General features: G+C 65.9%; 17 protein-coding genes. 12 read left to right on the top strand and 5 right to left on the bottom strand.

Translation table 11 applies throughout. From position 1 onward, the window contains the following. Positions 1-32 precede the first annotated feature (32 nt). From BDD16_RS04425 to BDD16_RS04410, 4 genes are all read right to left on the bottom strand, one after another. Positions 33-1,025 carry a beta-ketoacyl-ACP synthase III gene (locus BDD16_RS04425; protein ID WP_179632830.1) on the bottom strand — a complete coding sequence of 331 codons (993 nt, stop codon included), beginning with the start codon at positions 1,023-1,025 and terminating at the stop codon, positions 33-35. After that, a complete protein-coding gene (plsX, locus tag BDD16_RS04420; RefSeq protein WP_257645057.1) occupies positions 1,022-2,128 on the bottom strand; it encodes a phosphate acyltransferase PlsX in 1,107 nt (368 codons plus the stop codon). The genes BDD16_RS04425 and plsX overlap by 4 nt, the downstream gene beginning before the upstream one ends. Before the next feature lie 61 nt (positions 2,129-2,189). Then, a complete protein-coding gene (gene rpmF / locus BDD16_RS04415) occupies positions 2,190-2,372 on the bottom strand; it encodes a 50S ribosomal protein L32 (protein ID WP_179632828.1) in 183 nt (60 codons plus the stop codon). A 124-nt stretch (positions 2,373-2,496) separates the two neighbouring features. Continuing rightward, on the bottom strand, positions 2,497-3,093 hold the full coding sequence (locus tag BDD16_RS04410; RefSeq protein ID WP_179632827.1) for a YceD family protein: 597 nt from the start codon (positions 3,091-3,093) through the stop codon (positions 2,497-2,499). A gap of 46 nt (positions 3,094-3,139) precedes the next feature. Here BDD16_RS04410 and BDD16_RS04405 point away from each other — a divergent pair, with 46 nt between their 5' ends. Further along, entirely contained in the window at positions 3,140-3,787 is a 648-nt protein-coding gene (locus BDD16_RS04405; protein WP_179632826.1) for a Maf family nucleotide pyrophosphatase, read from the top strand. Beyond that, positions 3,784-4,554, top strand: a complete 771-nt coding sequence (locus BDD16_RS04400) for an SAM-dependent methyltransferase (RefSeq protein WP_179632825.1) — start codon at positions 3,784-3,786, stop codon at positions 4,552-4,554. The genes BDD16_RS04405 and BDD16_RS04400 overlap by 4 nt, the downstream gene beginning before the upstream one ends. A gap of 25 nt (positions 4,555-4,579) precedes the next feature. Here BDD16_RS04400 and BDD16_RS04395 read toward each other — a convergent pair whose 3' ends face one another. Continuing rightward, positions 4,580-6,046 (bottom strand): DEAD/DEAH box helicase, encoded by a 1,467-nt coding sequence (locus tag BDD16_RS04395; protein ID WP_179632824.1) that lies wholly within the window; start codon positions 6,044-6,046, stop codon positions 4,580-4,582. Between the two features lie 268 nt (positions 6,047-6,314). Here BDD16_RS04395 and BDD16_RS04390 point away from each other — a divergent pair, with 268 nt between their 5' ends. The 10 genes from BDD16_RS04390 to BDD16_RS04345 all read left to right on the top strand — a co-directional run bounded on the left by BDD16_RS04390 (position 6,315) and on the right by BDD16_RS04345 (position 17,736). After that, positions 6,315-7,778: a mannose-1-phosphate guanylyltransferase/mannose-6-phosphate isomerase gene (locus BDD16_RS04390; RefSeq protein ID WP_246332464.1), complete on the top strand. Its 1,464-nt coding sequence runs from the start codon at positions 6,315-6,317 to the stop codon at positions 7,776-7,778. Positions 7,779-7,829: 51 nt separating this feature from the next. After that, a complete protein-coding gene (gene rfbB, locus BDD16_RS04385; protein ID WP_179632823.1) occupies positions 7,830-8,894 on the top strand; it encodes a dTDP-glucose 4,6-dehydratase in 1,065 nt (354 codons plus the stop codon). 5 nt (positions 8,895-8,899) lie between these two features. Beyond that, a complete protein-coding gene (rfbD, locus tag BDD16_RS04380) occupies positions 8,900-9,793 on the top strand; it encodes a dTDP-4-dehydrorhamnose reductase (protein ID WP_179635991.1) in 894 nt (297 codons plus the stop codon). Positions 9,794-9,808: 15 nt separating this feature from the next. Beyond that, positions 9,809-10,690: a glucose-1-phosphate thymidylyltransferase RfbA gene (rfbA, locus tag BDD16_RS04375; RefSeq protein WP_179632822.1), complete on the top strand. Its 882-nt coding sequence runs from the start codon at positions 9,809-9,811 to the stop codon at positions 10,688-10,690. 14 nt (positions 10,691-10,704) lie between these two features. Further along, positions 10,705-11,256, top strand: coding sequence for a dTDP-4-dehydrorhamnose 3,5-epimerase (rfbC, locus tag BDD16_RS04370; protein ID WP_179632821.1), 552 nt, complete (start codon positions 10,705-10,707; stop codon positions 11,254-11,256). A 346-nt stretch (positions 11,257-11,602) separates the two neighbouring features. After that, positions 11,603-13,288 (top strand): SLBB domain-containing protein, encoded by a 1,686-nt coding sequence (locus BDD16_RS04365; protein WP_179632820.1) that lies wholly within the window; start codon positions 11,603-11,605, stop codon positions 13,286-13,288. Beyond that, a complete protein-coding gene (locus tag BDD16_RS04360) occupies positions 13,225-14,433 on the top strand; it encodes a Wzz/FepE/Etk N-terminal domain-containing protein (RefSeq protein WP_246332463.1) in 1,209 nt (402 codons plus the stop codon). Before BDD16_RS04365 ends, BDD16_RS04360 begins: the two co-directional genes overlap by 64 nt. Positions 14,434-14,457: 24 nt before the next feature. After that, positions 14,458-15,414 (top strand): GDP-L-fucose synthase family protein, encoded by a 957-nt coding sequence (locus BDD16_RS04355; protein WP_179632819.1) that lies wholly within the window; start codon positions 14,458-14,460, stop codon positions 15,412-15,414. A 43-nt stretch (positions 15,415-15,457) separates the two neighbouring features. Next, entirely contained in the window at positions 15,458-16,603 is a 1,146-nt protein-coding gene (gmd, locus tag BDD16_RS04350; protein WP_179632818.1) for a GDP-mannose 4,6-dehydratase, read from the top strand. Between the two features lie 29 nt (positions 16,604-16,632). Beyond that, entirely contained in the window at positions 16,633-17,736 is a 1,104-nt protein-coding gene (locus BDD16_RS04345; protein WP_179632817.1) for a DegT/DnrJ/EryC1/StrS family aminotransferase, read from the top strand. The last annotated feature ends 1 nt before the right edge of the window (position 17,737 follow it).

Below are 17,737 nucleotides of genomic sequence, written 5' to 3'. Positions count from 1 at the left end.
GAGGAGGCGGGGACGGTGGGCGCGCAGTGCGCTCAGTAGTCCACCAGCACCGAGCCCCAGGTGAATCCGCCGCCGACCCCTTCGAGCAGCAGCGTCTGGCCGCGCTGGATGCGGCCACTGCGCACGCCGGTGTCGAGCGCCAGCGGGATCGAGGCGGCGGAGGTGTTGCCGTGCTGGTCGACGGTGACGATCACCTTCTCCAGCGGCAGCTTCAGCTTCTTCGCCGTGCTCTGCATGATGCGGATGTTGGCCTGGTGCGGGATCAGCCAGTCGATGTCGCTGTCCTGGCGGTCGGCCTTGGCGAGGCTGGCGCGGGCGGTCTTCTCCAGCACGCCGACCGCCAGCTTGAACACGGCCTGCCCGTCCATCTTGAGCAGCGGATCGCCCAGGATCTGCCCGCCCGAGACGGTGCCCGGCACGCACAGGATGTCCAGATGGCGTCCGTCGGCGTTCAGATCGGTGGCCAGGATGCCCGGCGTGTCGCTGCCCGACAGCACCACGGCGCCGGCGCCGTCACCGAACAGCACGCAGGTCGTGCGGTCCTTGAAATCGAGGATGCGCGAGAACACCTCGGCGCCGATCACCAGCGCGTGGCGGGCGGTGCCGGTGCGGATCATCGCGTCGGCCACGGTCAGCGCGTAGACAAAGCCCGAGCAGACGGCCTGCACGTCGAATGCGGGGCAGCCGTGCACGATGCCGAGCTTGCGCTGCACGATGGTCGCGGTGGACGGGAACACCATGTCCGGCGTCGAGGTCGCGACGATGATCAGGCCGATGTCGGCACCGCTCAGCCCCGCGGCCTCGATGGCGTGGCGGCCTGCCTCGACGGCCAGGTCACTGGCGTTCTGGTCTGCGCCGACGAAATGCCGGGCGCGGATGCCGGTGCGCTCGACGATCCAGTCGTCCGAGGACTCGATGCCCTGCGCAGCCAGTTCGGCGACGAGGTCGGCATTGGTCAGGCGGCGCGGGGGCAGGGCACTGCCGGTGCCTGCGATGCGCGAGAAACGGGGTGTGGTGGTGGTCATGCGGCGTGGCGTGCCGCTGGCGCCTCGGGTTGAGCGGCGGACTGGCCCGCACCTGGGAGGGCCTGCAGCGTCTCGAGGATCCGGTCGTGCACGCGGTCCAGCAGTCGATTTCGGGCGGCATCATACGCCCGGTTCAGCGCGTTCTCGAAGGCCAGCGCATCGGCTGAGCCGTGGCTCTTGAACACGAGACCGCGCAGCCCGAGCAGGGCCGCACCGTTGAATCGGCGGTGGTCGAGGCGGCGCGAGAAGCGCTTGAGCGTCGGCATGGCCAGCATCGCGACCAGCTTCGTCAGCGGCGTGCGGGTGAACTCCTGCTTGAGGAAGCTGGTGATCATTCCGGCCAGACCTTCGGCGGTCTTCAGTGCCACATTGCCGACAAATCCGTCGCACACCACGAGGTCGGTGGTGCCCTTGAAGATGTCGTTGCCTTCGACGTTGCCGTGGAAGTTCAGGTGACCGGCGAGCGAAGCCGCGCGCAGCAGCTCGCCTGCGCGCTTGATCGTCTCGCTGCCCTTGATGACTTCCTCGCCGATGTTCAGGAGACCGACCGTGGGCTGCTCCTTGCCATCGACCGCCGACACCAGGGCGCTGCCCATCACCGCAAACTGCAGCAGGTGCTCCGCACTGCAATCGACATTGGCGCCCAGATCGAGCATGGTCGTGTAGTGGCCATGCTGGTTGGGCATCACGCTCGCGATGGCGGGCCGGTCGATGCCTTCGAGTGTCTTCAGCAGATAGCGGGCGACCGCCATCAGCGCGCCGGTGTTGCCGGCAGACACGCAGGCATCTGCCTCCGAGACACCTTCGGCATTGCGCTTGACCTGCTGGATGGCCACCCGCATCGAGGAGTCACGCTTCTTGCGAAGTGCAATCTCGACAGGATCGTCCATCTCGACCACCTCGCTCGCCTCGACCAGGCGGCAGCGCGCCCAGCCAGCAGCGGGCGCAAGTGCCTCGGCCTTGCCGACGAGAATCAGCTCAGCCTGCGGATGCTGATCAAGGAAGGAGCGGCAGGCGGGCAACGTCACGGAGGGACCGTGGTCTCCGCCCATGCAATCCACCGACAACCGGACCGTGCGCGAAAGAGGGGTAGTGGCGTTCAAGACTGGTCAGACTCGGTGTCAATACCCGCAGGCGATCGCGGGGCCCTGAGGCTGGGATGACTCAGGCGTCGGCCTTGGTCTTGAACACCTTGCGACCGCGGTAGAAGCCGGTCGGGCTGATGTGGTGGCGCAGATGCACTTCACCGGTGGTGGACTCGATCGCGGTGCCCGGGGTGTTCAGGGCGTTGTGCGAGCGGTGCATACCGCGCTTGGAAGGCGACTTCTTGTTTTGCTGGACAGCCATGGCTTACTCCTGGGATCCTGGGTTTTCCGATTGGAAAAGCTTTCGATTGTAGCACTACCCGGGACATCGGTCCAAAGACGCACTGGACGCATCGGCGGGACGCTGTTGCATTCACGCCGACAGGTCAGTCTTTCGCCGGGGTCTTGCGCAGGGAGGCCAGCACCGCGAACGGGTTCGGCTTGTCTGTGGTGGAGGGCTCCGCGGATGCCTCGGACGTCTCGTCTGCAGGCGCGTCGGACCAGTCGCCGACCGACAGCACCACGGGCGTCGGGCAGACCTCGTGCCGTGGCACGATCGGTGCGACGAGCAGCAGTTCGTCCTCGACCAGTTCCAGCAGGTCGAACTGGCGGCTGATGACCAGCACGTCGTCCTCGGACTCCGCATCGAGTTCGGCGGCCTGGCGTTCGTTGTCGACAAACTGGAACCAGCGCTCGAACGCCAGGGGGACCTCGACCGTTTCCAGGCAGCGCTGGCACTGCTGCGACAAGGCGGTCGATCCTGTCAGGTACAGCCACACCTCGGGCGGTCCGCTGCGCTGGGAGCGCAATTCGCCCTGTGCCGACCAGCGCACCGGCGCGGCGGTGTCGACGGCGGCGTCCGTGTGGCGCAGATGGAGCAGGCGCTCGAAGTCCCCGAGCGGGGTGCTGCCGTCGATCGGCTCGCCTGTCTCGGCGAAGGGCCGCACGTCGAGGCGGCGGGGATGGATTTCACGCGCTTTCATGGCGCGCAGTGTACGGGTGCCGCCGGGGTGGTGGAACAATGCCGGCATGGCCCCTTCCTCCTCCCCTGCTTTCGTGCCGCTGCAGCCCCTGGCGCTGGTGCTGGCGTCTACCTCCGCCTACCGGCGCGAGTTGCTGGCGCGGCTGCGCCTGCCGTTCGACGTGGTGTCCCCCGATGTCGACGAATCTCCCTGGCCCGGCGAGTCGCCTGCCGCGCTGAGCGAGCGGCTCGCGCTGGCCAAGGCGCGTGCCGTGTCGGCGCAGCGGCCGCACGCGGTCGTGATCGGCTCCGACCAGGTGGCCGAACTCGATGGTGTTCCCATGGGCAAACCCGGCGACCATGCCAACGCGGTGGCGCAGCTGCGGGCGATGCGCGGCCGCGCGGTGGTCTTCCACACGGCGGTGGCCGTGTTGCGGCACGACACGGCGTTCGAGGCGGTGCGGCGCGTGCCGGTGACCGTGCGCTTCCGGGCGCTGAGCGATGTGGAGATCGAGACCTACCTGCGCCTGGAGCAGCCCTACGACTGCGCCGGCAGCGCCAAGTGCGAGACGCTGGGCATCACGCTGCTCGACGCGATCGAGTCCGACGATCCGACCGCGCTGATCGGCCTGCCGCTGATCGTCACGTCGGCGCTGCTGCGGCAGGCGGGGCTGGACACGCTGGCGGTCCACGCCGGACACGGGGGTGCGGCATGAAGGGGCGTCTCTGGCTGATGCCCAACACGCTGGATCTGGGGACCGTGGCGGATGGCAAGCCGCTGCCCGACTTGCAGGAGGTGCTCCCGCTGGGCGCCATTCGCGTCGCGGCCGGCCTGACGCACTGGGTCGCCGAGAACGCCCGCAGCGCACGCGCACTCCTCAAGCGGGTCGATGCGGTGGTGCCGCTGGCGCAGCCGCTGCAGGCGCTGTCGATCCGCGAACTGCCGCGCCCGCCCAAGGGCAAACCGGATGCGCGCGCTCCGGCGCCGGATTGGGCTGGGCTGCTCGCGCCCGCGATGGAGGGGCACGATGTGGGGCTGGTGTCCGAAGCGGGGTTGCCGGCCGTGGCCGATCCCGGTGCTGAACTGGTGCGGGTCGCCCACGCGCAGGGTGTGACGGTGATGCCGCTGTCGGGGCCGAGTTCGCTGATCCTGGCGGTGGCGGCCAGCGGGCTCAATGGGCAGAGCTTCGCCTTTGTCGGCTACCTGCCGACCGATGCCACAGCCCGCACCCAGCGCCTGCGCGAGCTGGAGGCCCACTCGCGCCGCTGGCAGCAGACCCAGTTGCTGATCGAGACGCCCTACCGCAACGCCGCCATGGCGCAGGCCTTGCTGGCGAGCCTGCACCCGGACACGTGGCTGAGCATCAGTTGCGGCCTGACCCTGGAGGGCGGCAGTACCCGCACCCAGCGCGTGGCGAAATGGCGCGCCGCACCGCCAGCCTTGCCGTCCGACGTGCCGGCGGTGTTCGCGTTCCTGGCCTGACGCGATCCCGGCTTCCGGCCCGGATTCAGGTGGGCATCTTGCCGCCCAGCAGGGTGGCAATGCGGCGCTTGGGCTTGTGAACGGGATTCGACACCGGATTGACACCGGCGGACGGGCTCACCGGAGCGGGGGAGTCTTCCCAGACCGGCGCAGCTTTCGGATCCGGCTCGTACGGTCGATCGAAGAACGGATCCTGCGACGACCGGCTGCGCACCGGGCGTGGCGCGGGTGCAGCCGCCGGGGCCGCCATCGGGCGCGGTTCGTTGAGGGCTGCGGGGGCCTCTTCGGTCTCGCGGCGGCGGCGCGGCCGATCGTTCTCCAGCTCGGCCGTCTCCAGCGTGATCGTCTTCTTGATCAGCTTCTCGATGTCGCCCACCAGGCGCGCGTCGTCGCGGGTGGCCAGCGTGATGGCGATGCCCGAGGCGCCGGCACGGCCCGTGCGGCCGATGCGGTGGACGTAGTCCTCGGCGTTGAAGGGCACGTCGTAGTTGAAGACGGCAGGCAGGTCGGCGATGTCCAGGCCACGGGCGGCCACGTCGGTGGCCACCAGCAGATCGACTTCACCCGCCTTGAACGCCGCCAGCGACTTCAGGCGCTCGTCCTGCGACTTGTCGCCGTGCAGCGCGGCGGTGCGCAGGCCGTCGCGCTCGAACGTGCGCGCCAGTCGGGCCGCGCCGAGCTTGGAATTGACGAAGATGATGGCCTGGCGGATGTCGCGCTGGCGCAGGATCTGGGCGATCAGGCGGCGCTTGTCCTCGTCGGCGACGCTGTAGAAGCGCTGCTCGACGTTGGTGGCGGTCGCGTTCGGGCGGGCGACCTCCACCAGTACGGGGTCCTGCAGGTAGCTCTGCGCCAGCTTCTTGATCTCGGGCGAGAAGGTGGCCGAGAACAGCAGCGTCTGGCGCGTCTTGGGCAGGAAGCTCAGGATGCGCTGCAGGTCGGGCAGGAAGCCGATGTCGAGCATGCGGTCGGCTTCGTCAAGCACGACGTACTCGACCTGGTTGAGCTGGCAGTTCTTGAGCTGGATGTGGTCGAGCAGGCGGCCGGGGGTGGCGATCAGGACCTCGACGCCGCGCTTGAGTTCGGCGGTCTGTGGCGCGATGTCGATGCCGCCGAAGACGCAGGCCACGCGCAGGTTGCTGTGCTTCGCATAGGTCTTGACGTTCACGGCGACCTGGTCGGCCAGTTCGCGGGTCGGCGCCAGCACCAGTGCGCGCACCGGGTGGCGGGCGGGCGAAGCGCTCGCGTTTTCGTGCTTGAGCATCTTCTGCAGCAGCGGCAGCGAAAAGGCCGCCGTCTTGCCGGTACCCGTCTGGGCCGCACCCATCACGTCTCGGCCTTCCAGCACGATCGGGATGGCCTTGGCCTGGATGGGGGTCATCGTCTCGTAACCGGCGTCACCGATGGCGCGCTGGAGCTTGGCGTCCAGGGGCAGGGTGTCGAAGCGGGCGGGTGCGGCCAGATCGGGCGCAGCGTCAAGTTGGGGCGTCATCACGGCGGCGATTATCCCGCGGATGCTGCGCGTGGGTGTCGTTCTGGCGTGAAATGACCACAAGCGGGGTTTGGCTTGTCAAGTCCGGTGTCCGTTTCTCGCGTCACGCACTGGCGAGAACGTGCCGCGTGGTCTTCCTTGGCCTCGGCTGAATATGGAACAAACTTTGCACGGCAGGCGGTCCCTTGGACAGCTCCGGACCAGGAATTGACCCGGACGGTCTGCACAATTCAGGGCATCTACTCACCATCAGGGACACGGGCATCTCATGAGCCAACCTATTTCCGCATCTTCGCCGGTCGCCGTTCAACCCGTCATCATGGCCGGAGGCAGTGGCACGCGGCTGTGGCCGCTGTCGCGCGCGGGCTATCCCAAGCAGTTCCTGGTGCTGGGCGACAGCAACCAGAGCCTGTTCCAGGAAGCCGCAGAGCGCCTGTCCGCGCTGGCAGCGGACGATCTGGCCATTGCTGCCCCGCTGATCGTCGGCAACGAGGAGCACCGCTTCCTCGTGCTCGACCAGTTGCGCGAGATCCGCCAGACGCCGCTGGCGGTGGTGCTGGAGCCGATGGGCCGCAACACGGCGCCCGCGCTGACGCTGGCCGCGCTGCAGGCGCTCGAAGGCGGTGCCGATCCGGTGCTGGTGGTGACGCCGGCCGACCAGACCGTCACCGACCCGGCCGCCTACACCGCCGCGCTGCAGCAGGCGGTGCGGCTGGCCGCGCAAGGGGTGATCGCCATCCTCGGCATCACGCCGGACGCGCCCGAAACCGGCTACGGCTACATCCGCACGACCCCGGAACTCGGCGCCGCCCGCGTGGCCCAGTTCGTCGAGAAGCCGAACCTGGAGACCGCCCAGCGCTACCTGAGCGAAGGCGGCTATTTCTGGAACAGCGGCATGTTCGTGCTGAAGGCCTCGGTGTGGATGCAGGCGCTGGAGAACTTCCGCCCCGACATCGCCGAGGCGACCCGTGCGGCCTGGACGCCGCGCAAGTGCGATGCCAGCTTCGTGCGCCCCGGCAAGACCGAATTTGCCGCGGTGCCCAGCGAGTCGGTGGACTATGCGGTGATGGAGCGTTGCCCCGGCAGCGACTTCGACATCCGCATGGTGCCGCTGAGCGCCGGTTGGAACGACCTGGGCGCATGGGACGCCGTGTGGCAAGTAGCCCGCAAGGATGCGAACGGCAATGCCAGCGTCGGTGACGTGATCACGCAGGACAGCAACAACACGCTGGTCCACGCCTCGGGCCGGCTGGTCAGCGTGGTCGGGCTGGACGACGTGGTGGTGATCGAGACGGCCGACGCCGTGATGGTCGCCGACCGCAGCCGCAGCCAGGACGTGAAGAAGATCGTCGCGCAACTCGACAAGGCCGGCCGCACCGAGCACAGCCTGCACCGCAAGGTCCACCGCCCCTGGGGCTGGTATGACAGCATCGACAGCGGCCCGCGCTTCCAGGTCAAGCGCATCATGGTCAAGCCGGGCGCGTCCCTGAGCCTGCAGATGCACTACCACCGTGCCGAGCACTGGATCGTGGTCACCGGCACCGCCGAGATCACCAACGGCGACAAGGTGCTGGTGCTGAGCGAGAACCAGTCGACCTACATCCCGCTGGGGCAGGTGCACCGGCTGGCCAACCCGGGCCGGGTGCCGCTGGAGATCATCGAGGTGCAGTCGGGGTCCTACCTCGGCGAGGATGACATCGTGCGCTACGAGGACACCTACGGGCGCAACTGAGCCTCCTGCACAATCGCGAAAATCCGAGTCACCCACCCGTATGTACAGCACATGATCCTCATCACAGGCGCAGCCGGCTTCATCGGCGGAAATTTTGTCCACCACTGGTTCGAGCGCAGCGAAGAACCGATCGTCGTGCTGGACAAGCTGACGTACGCGGGCAACCCGCAGACGATCGCGGCGCACGTGGGGGCAGGGCGCTGCACGCTGGTGCAGGGTGATATCGGCGACCGGGCGCTGGTCAGCCAGTTGCTGCAGACGCACCAGCCGCGCGCCGTGCTGCACTTCGCGGCCGAGAGCCACGTCGACCGCAGCATCCACGGCCCCGGCGAGTTCATCCAGACCAACATGGTCGGCACGTTCGAGCTGCTCGAAGCCGTGCGGTCGTACTGGGGCGCGATGGCGGCGGAGGCCAAGGCGGCGTTCCGCTTCCTGCACGTCTCGACCGACGAGGTCTACGGCTCGCTGTCCGAGACCGACCCGGCGTTCAGCGAAACCACGCCCTACGCGCCCAACAGCCCGTATTCGGCGAGCAAGGCCGGCTCGGACCACCTGGTGCGCGCTTACCACCACACCTACGGCCTGCCGACGCTGACCACCAACTGCTCGAACAACTACGGCCCGTACCATTTCCCCGAGAAGCTCATCCCGCTGATGATCCTCAACGCGCTGGACGGCAAGCCGCTGCCGGTCTACGGCGATGGGCAGAACATCCGCGACTGGCTGTACGTGCGCGACCACTGCGAGGCGATCCGGCAGGTGCTGGCCAAGGGCCGGCTGGGCGAGGTCTACAACGTCGGCGGCAAGAACGAGATCAAGAACCTCGACGTGGTGCAGGTCATCTGCCGCAAGCTCGACGCGCTGCGGCCGAAGGCGGACGGCACGCAGTACGAAGCGCAGATCACCTTCGTCACTGACCGCCCCGGTCATGACCGCCGCTACGCGATCGACCCGACCAAGATCGAGCGCGAGATCGGCTGGACGCCAGCGGAGACGTTTGAATCGGGCATCGACAAGACGGTGCGCTGGTACCTGGAGAACACGCAGTGGATCGACGCGGTGCGCACTGGCGCCTACCGCGACTGGGTGAACCAGAACTACGGGGCGCGGGCATGAGCGGCCTGAAGATCCTGCTGCTCGGCAAGGGCGGGCAGGTTGGCTGGGAGCTGCAGCGCGCGCTGGCCCCGCTGGGCGACGTCGTCGGCCTGGACCACGACAGCACCGAACTGCATGGCGACTTCAGCCGGCCCGAGCGGCTGTCCGAGACCGTGGCGGCGGTGCGCCCGGACATCATCGTCAATGCTGCGGCGCACACCGCCGTGGACAAGGCCGAAAGCGAACCCGACCTCGCCCGCGCGATCAACGCCACCGCGCCGGCTGTGCTCGCCCGCTGTGCGGCCGAGACCGGTGCGTGGCTGGTCCACTACAGCACCGACTACGTCTTCGACGGCTCGGGCGACCAGCCCCGCAGCGAAGACGCGCCGACCGGCCCGCTGAGCGTCTACGGGCAGACCAAGCTCGAAGGCGAGGACGCCATCCGCGCCAGTGGCTGCCGGCACCTGATCCTGCGCACGAGCTGGGTCTACGCGGCGCGCGGTGGCAACTTTGCCAAGACCATGTTGCGGCTGGCGGCCGAGCGCGAGCGACTCACCGTCATCGACGACCAGATCGGAGCCCCCACCGGCGCCGACCTGCTGGCCGACCTGACCGCGCAGATGCTGCGCACCGCGGTGGCGCAACCGGATCTGGACCTCTCGGGCACCTACCACGCCGTGGCTGGTGGCCAGACGAGCTGGCACGGCTACGCCAGCTTCGTGGTCGAGCAGGCGCGCCGACTCGGGCGCGAGCTGAAGGTGCAGGCGATCGACCCGGTGCCGACCACCGCCTTCCCGACGCCAGCCAAGCGCCCGCTGAACTCGCGCCTCGCCACCACGAAGCTGCAGGCCACGTTCGGGCTGCGCCTGCCGCCGTGGCAGCAGGGCGTCGAGCGCATGCTCACCGAAATCCTCGGCTGATCCACTGGAGTTCCCATGCAACGCAAAGGCATCATCCTGGCCGGCGGCTCCGGCACCCGGCTGCACCCGGCGACACTGGCCATCAGCAAGCAGCTGCTGCCGGTGTATGACAAGCCGATGATCTACTACCCGCTGAGCACGCTGATGCTCGCCGGGATCCGCGACATCCTCATCATCAGCACGCCGCAGGACACGCCGCGTTTCGAGGCGCTGTTCGGTGACGGCAGCCGCTGGGGCCTTTCCTTGAGCTACTGCGTGCAGCCGAGCCCGGACGGGCTGGCGCAGGCGTTCATCCTCGGCCGCGCGTTCGTCGGCGGTGCGCCGAGCGCGCTGGTGCTGGGCGACAACATTTTCCACGGCCACGACCTGCAGCAACTGCTCAACAGCGCGACGGCCCGCACCAAAGGCGCCAGCGTCTTCGCCTACCACGTGCACGATCCGGAGCGCTACGGCGTGGTCGACTTCGACAGCCACCGCCGCGCGCTGAGCATCGAGGAAAAGCCCAAGGCACCGAAGAGCAACTACGCCGTCACGGGCCTGTACTTCTACGACGAGCAGGTCTGCGACATCGCGGCGGGCATCACTCCCAGCCAGCGCGGCGAGTTGGAGATCACCGACGTGAACGCGGCCTACCTGCAGCAGGGGCAGCTCACTGTCGAGATCATGGGCCGCGGCTACGCCTGGCTCGACACCGGCACGCACGACAGCCTGCTGGAAGCCGGGCAGTTCATCGCGACGCTGGAGAAGCGCCAAGGCCTGAAGGTGGCGTGTCCGGAGGAGATCGCGTACCGGCGTGGCTGGATCGACGCGGCGCAACTGGAGCGGCTTGCGCAGCCGCTGCTCAAGAACGGCTACGGGCAGTACCTGCAGAAGGTGCTGCACGAGAAGATCTACTGAAGAACCTGCTGAACATGAATGTCATCCGCACCGCCATTCCCGATGTGCTCATCCTAGAGCCCAAGGTCTTCGGGGACACCCGCGGCTTCTTCATGGAGAGTTACAACCAGAAGGTTTTCAACGAGGCCGTCGGCCACGACGTGCACTTCGTGCAGGACAACCACTCGCGCTCTGCCAAGGGCGTGCTGCGCGGGCTGCACTACCAGTTGCCGCCGCACGCGCAGGGCAAGCTCGTGCGCTGCACGCAAGGCGCCGTGTTTGACGTCGCGGTCGATCTGCGCCATAGCAGCCCGACCTTCGGGCGGTGGGTTGGAGTCGAACTGTCCGCCGAGAGTCACCGGCAGTGCTGGATCCCGCCGGGTTTCGCGCACGGGTTTGTCGTGACCAGCGACAGCGCGGACTTTCTCTACAAGACCACGGACCTCTACGCACCCGAGTGCGAAGGTGTTGTGCGCTGGGACGATCTTGCCATCGGCATCACCTGGCCCGACCTGGGGATCGCGCCTCTGTTGTCCGCGAAGGATGTGGCTGCGCCCGTGCTGGCAGCCGCACGCCACTTCGACTGAATCCTTACCACCCGCAGGACGACAGGCGGGCGTCCGGAATCCACCCTCTACAATCGCCGTCGGCCCCGGAACCCCGCGGGTCGGCCCCGTTTTGCTCCGACGCTCCATGTTCGCTTCTCGCCTGAAATATCCTCTTTGCCGCCTGAGCACCGTGGTCCTGGTTGCTGCAGGTTCGTCCTCCTTGGTGCTGGCGCAGACCGCCACGACGCAGACGACCGATGGTTCGACGGCAACGACGACTAGCACCAGTTCAGGGTCTGTCGCGGGCGGTCCGGTCCGGTTGCAGCAAGCGCCTGCACGGTCTTCCGGTGCCCGCAGCAGCCTGCAGGAGCTTCCCGATGAGCGCATGCCAGATCGCGACGAGGGCGCAGGCTCGCCTCTGACCCGCGTCTCCGGCGCGGGTGTCGACGAGTTCGAGGCCTATGTGCGCAAGCTGGGCTATGCCGGCGTGCAGCGCTTCGGACAGGAACTCATCACCGGCAAGGCCAGTTACGACACGGCCGAGTCGAGCGGGCTGGTGCCTGCCGACTATGTGGTCGGCACCGACGACGAGCTGCAGATCGCGCTCTGGGGCTCGGTGGATGCCGACCTGCGCGTCATGGTCGATCGCAGCGGCCGCATCTCGATTCCCCGCGTCGGCACGATCATGGTGGCCGGTGTGCGCTATGGTGACCTGACCGAGGTCATCTCCCGGCGCGTCGGACAGGTGTTCCGCAACTACCAGATCAGCGTGTCGCTGGGCCAGATCCGCAGCGTGCGGGTCTATCTCACCGGGTACGTCAAGCGCCCGGGGGTGTACACCGTGGGCGGGCTGTCGAGCGTGGTCAATGCGCTGATGCGCAGCGGCGGACCTGCCTCTGCGGGCAGCCTGCGCAGCATCGAGTTGCGGCGAGGCAAGGACACCATCACGCGCTACGACCTCTACGACCTGCTGCTCAAGGGCGACCGCAGCGCAGACCGTGTCGTGCAGAACGGCGATGTGATCCATGTCGGCCCGATCGGCCCGCAGGTCGCACTGGTGGGCAGTGTCAACCGTCCGGCCATCTTCGAGATGAAGCCCGGAGAGAAGGTCGCCGACATCGTCGCGATGGCTGGTGGCTTCACGGCCGTGGCCGACCGCCATCGTCTGGCCATCGAGCGCCTGGACGACCGCTCCAAGACGCGCATCACCCAGCTCAGCCTGCCCGAAGACAGTGCCCAGGCGCCAGGCAGCGGCGATGTGCTGCGGGCCTTCAGTGCCGTGGAGGCGACCCAGCCTGTGGCGCGCCAGAACAAGCGTGTGCGGATTGAAGGCGAGGTGCTCAAGCCTGGCGAATATGTGCTGCCGCCTGGCGTCACGACCCGCATGGCGGTTGGTCTGGCTGGTGGACTCACGCCGAATGCCTATGTGTACGGCACGGAGTTGACCCGTGAAAGCGTGCGCGTGGCGCAACAGCAGAGTTACGACCGGGCCTTGCGCGACATGGAAACCGAGTTCGCCCGCGCTTCGGCCACCCAGCGTGCCATCAGCGCCGATGAAGCGGCGACCTTCGAGCAGCGCAGCACGGCGACCTCTCGCCTGATCGAAAAACTGCGCCAGGTGCGCCCGACCGGCCGGATCGTCCTGCAGCTGGAGCCGGATGCCAGCACGATTCCGGACCTGCCCATCGAGGACGGTGACCGCGTCTACGTGCCGGCGCGCCCGACCACGGTCAGCGTGTTCGGCTCGGTCTTCAACAGCGGTGCGTTCCTGCTGGAGTCTGGCCGGACGGTGGGCGATGTCCTGAATCTGGCGGGTGGCCCGACGCGTGGATCCGATCCGGGCAGCACCTTTGTCTTGCGTCCGAACGGCAGTGTGCTGAGCCAGCTCCAGCGCTCATCCTTTTTCGGGTTGGTGGGCGGTGTGACCAAGCTCAAGGCTGAGCCTGGTGATACCGTGTTCGTGCCGGAAATGATGAACAAGACGACCTGGACGCAGGATCTGAAGGAATGGACGCAGATCATGTACCAGTTTGGTATCGGGGCGGCGGCGTTGAAGACGTTGCAGAATTGAAAGACGTCATGCCCGAATCGACAAAACAATCTGATGTGAGACTTTCGGGTCAAACACTGACCCACGGCTGGGAAGATGAAGACGATGGTGTGGACCTGATGGAGTTGGCTGCTGCCATCGGTGCCCGCTGGAAGGTGATCCTTGCGGGATCTGTCGTGGCCGGCATGCTTGGCTTCGGTGCCTCATCGCTGATGAAGCCTGTCTACACCGCGCGCACGGTGGTGATGCCGCCGCAGCAGCAGGGTTCGGCCGCCGCAGCCCTGGGCTCACTGGGTGCGCTCGCTGGACTGGCCGGAGGGGGCATCAAGAGTCCGGTTGACCAGTACATCGCGCTAATGCAAAGCGTCACGGTGTCCGACCGGTTGATCAGCCGTTTCCGGCTGATGGATGTGTACGAAGCTGAGCTCCACTCAGTGGCTCGTCAGACGCTGCTGGCAAATGCAATCATTTCCGCTGGAAAGAAAGATGGCCTGATCTCCATTGAGGTCGATGACCACGATCCGAAGCGCGCTGCCGAGATGGCCAATGCGTATGTCGATGAGTTGCGTCTGATGACCAACACACTGGCCGTCAGCGAGGCCCAGCAACGGCGCCGGTTTTTCGAGCAGCAGCTCGAGATCACCAAGAAGCGACTGACCGAGGCGCAGGTCACTCTGCAGGAGAGTGGCTTCAGTGCAGGGGTGCTGCGCGCCGAGCCGAAGGCTGCTGCGGATGGCTATGCCAGGATGCGTGCCGAGGTCACGGCAGCCGAAGTGCGACTGCAGACGATGCGCCGTGCGCTGGCAGATGGTGCGCCCGAAATGCAGCAGCAGCAGGCCCAGCTTGCTGCATTGCGTTCCGAATTGGCGAAACTGGAGCAGCGCGAGGCGAGCCCCGCCCAACGCGATATTGGCTACATCGGGCGTTACCGCGACTACAAGTACCAGGAGACGCTGTTCGATCTGTATGCCAAGCAGTTCGAGCTGGCTCGTCTCGACGAGAGCCGCGAGGGCGGCCTGATCCAGGTGGTGGATGTCGCGACTGCACCTGATCGCAAAAGCAAGCCCAAGCGCGCGATGTACGCGCTGGGTGCCGCCGTGCTCGCGGGCATGCTGCTGTCGGTCTGGGCTGTGGTGACCGGGTTGCGTGCTCGGCGTCCGGTCTGACACCCTGTCTCGAACCATTTCCCTATGCAGACATCTTCCGTTCTTCCTCTCGGCGCTCCGATCTTCGTCAGCGGCCACCGCGGCATGGTCGGCAGTGCGCTGCTGCGCAGACTGCAGGCGAGCGGTTACACGAACGTGATCACCCGCAGCCGCAGCGAGCTCGACTTGCTCGACCAGCACGCGGTGCAGGCTTTCCTGGCCGAGCAGAAGCCTGACTACATCTTCATTGCCGCAGCCCGTGTCGGTGGTATTCAGGCCAACAATACCTACCGCGCCGACTTCATCTACCAGAACCTGATGATCGAGGCGAACCTGATCCACGGTGCGCACCTGGCGGGCGTGCAGCGGCTGATGTTCCTCGGCTCCAGCTGCATCTACCCTCGCGACTGTCCGCAGCCGATTCGCGAGGACTACCTGCTGACTGGTCCGCTGGAGCCGACCAACGAGCCCTACGCGATCGCCAAGATCGCCGGCATCAAGCTGGCCGAGAGCTACAACCGCCAGCACGGCCGCCAGTACGTCAGCGTGATGCCGACCAACCTGTACGGCCCGAACGACAACTACGATCTGGCCAACAGCCATGTGCTGCCGGCGCTGCTGAGGAAGGCCCACGAGGCGAAGCTGCGCGGTGACGCGGAGTACGTGGTGTGGGGCACCGGCCGGCCGATGCGCGAGTTCCTGTACGTGGACGATCTGGCCGATGCGTGTGTGCACCTGATGGAGCGGGGCTACGATGGCCCGCTGGTGAACATGGGCACTGGCACCGATGTGACGATCCGGGAGCTCGCCGAGACAGTGATGCAGGTCGTCGGTTTCGGTGGTCGGATCGTGTTCGACGACAGCAAGCCCGATGGCACGCCGCGCAAGCTGCTGGATGTCAGCCGGCTGGCCGGACTCGGCTGGACAGCGAAGACCACGCTGCGCGACGGCATCCGCATGGCCTACAAGGCTGCCCCGTTTTTCCGTGGACAGGCCAGTTGATGCGTCAGCAATCTGCTGTCTTTCCGCAAACGACAGAATCGACATGAGCGAACAGAAAACCCTGAACAATTCCGCCGGCAAGGTGGCCCTGATCACTGGCGTCACCGGCCAGGATGGTGCGTATTTGGCCGAACTGCTCCTCAAAAAGGGCTACGAGGTCCACGGTATCAAGCGCCGCTCCAGCCTCTTCAACACCGACCGGATCGACCATCTCTATCAGGACCCACACGTCGATGGCCGAAAGTTCACGCTCCACTACGGGGACCTGACCGACTCCACCAGCCTGGTGCGCATCATCCAGCAGGTCCAGCCCGACGAGATCTACAACCTGGCGGCGATGAGCCATGTGGCGGTGTCATTCGAGGCGCCGGAGTACACGGCGAACGCAGACGGCATCGGCACGCTGCGCATCCTGGAAGCCATCCGCATTCTGGGTCTGACGAAGAAAACGCGTTTCTACCAGGCCTCGACCTCGGAGTTGTACGGGCTGGTGCAAGAGATTCCGCAGAAGGAGACGACGCCCTTCTACCCGCGCAGCCCGTACGCGGTGGCGAAGATGTATGCCTACTGGATCACGGTCAACTACCGTGAGGCCTACGGCATGTACGCCTGCAACGGCGTGCTGTTCAATCACGAGAGCCCGCTGCGTGGCGAGACTTTCGTGACGCGCAAGATCACCCGCGCGGTGGCTCGCATTGCGCTGGGTCTGCAGGACTGCCTGTACCTGGGCAACATGAGCGCGCTGCGCGACTGGGGCCATGCCCGCGACTATGTCGAGATGCAGTGGCTGATGCTCCAGCAGAACCAGCCGGAGGACTTCGTCATCGCCACTGGCGTGCAGTACAGCGTGCGGCAGTTCGTGGAGCGATCGGCAGCTGAGCTGGGCATCACGCTCAAGTTCGAAGGTGAAGGCGAAAAAGAAGTGGGTGTGGTCGTGCATGTCACGGGAGACAAGGCCAAGTGCAACGTGGGTGATGTGATCGTCAAGGTTGATCCACGTTATTACCGTCCTACCGAGGTCGAGACGTTGCTTGGCGACCCGACCAAGGCGAAAGAAAAGCTGGGCTGGGTGCCGACGACATCGTTCGATGAACTGGTCCGGGAGATGATCGAAGCCGACTACACTACGGCGCGCAAGGACAGCCTTGTCAGGATGGCTGGATTCCAGGCTTTTGATCACAATGAGTGAATCACCCCACTCCTATCAGGATATCGGATATGGCCAATAACACCTTCGTTACCCAGCCTTCACTGCCGCCCTTGGATGACTTCATTCCCTATCTGCGCGAGATCTGGGAGAGCAAGAACCTCACCAACGGCGGGCCATTCCACCAACGGCTGGAAGCTGCGCTTTGCGAGTACCTGGGTGTCGAGCACATTGCCCTGTTCTCAAACGGGACTTTGGGTCTGGTGACCGCCTTGCAGGCCTTGCGCGTAACGGGTGAGGTCATCACCACGCCTTACTCGTTCGTGGCCACGGCGCATTCGCTGCTCTGGAACGGTATCAAGCCGGTTTTCGTCGACGTTCAGGCCGATACCCTGAACTTGGATCCGGAAAAAATTGAGGCCGCTATCACGCCACAGACTACTGCCATCATGCCAGTGCACTGTTACGGCCATCCGTGCGATGTCGATGCCATTGCCAAGATCGCCGATACCTATGGCTTGAAGGTGATCTACGATGCGGCCCATTCCTTCGGTGTCCAGACTGAGACAGGAAGCGTGTTGCGCTACGGTGATCTATCTGTGCTGAGTTTTCACGCCACCAAGGTGTTCAATACTTTCGAGGGCGGTGCCATCGTCTGCCCCGACGCAAAGACCAAGCAGCGCATTGACCATCTCAAGAACTTCGGTTTTGTCGATGAAGTGACCGTGGTTGCGCCAGGTATCAACGGCAAGATGAATGAAGTATGTGCCTCGTTCGGCCTACTACAACTGCAGGGCGTAGATGAGGCTATCCGCCTGCGGGGCGAGGTTGACATACGCTACCGCCAAGGCCTCGAAAGTGTCCGCGGCATTCGTTGCTTGGGCGATGCTGGGGAGAGGGTCAAGAATTATTCCTATTTCCCCATCATGGTGGGTGTGGAGTACGGAATGAGTCGTGACGAGTTGTACGCTAAGCTGCGCAGCGAGGGCATCTATGGTCGACGATATTTCTATCCGCTGATCACTGATTTTCCAATGTACCGTGGTTTGCCATCGGCTGCTAGATCGAACCTGCCCAACGCGGCGAAAGCCGCTGCGGAAGTGATCTGTCTGCCTATTTATCCCTCTCTCGAGAAGGATATCCAAGACAAGATCATCTCGATCATCGCGGCCTGAG

Origin of the sequence: Sphaerotilus montanus, assembly GCF_013410775.1 — a bacterium.
GTDB lineage: Bacteria > Pseudomonadota > Gammaproteobacteria > Burkholderiales > Burkholderiaceae_C > Sphaerotilus > Sphaerotilus montanus.
This window is presented reverse-complemented; position numbering and strand designations above follow the sequence as displayed.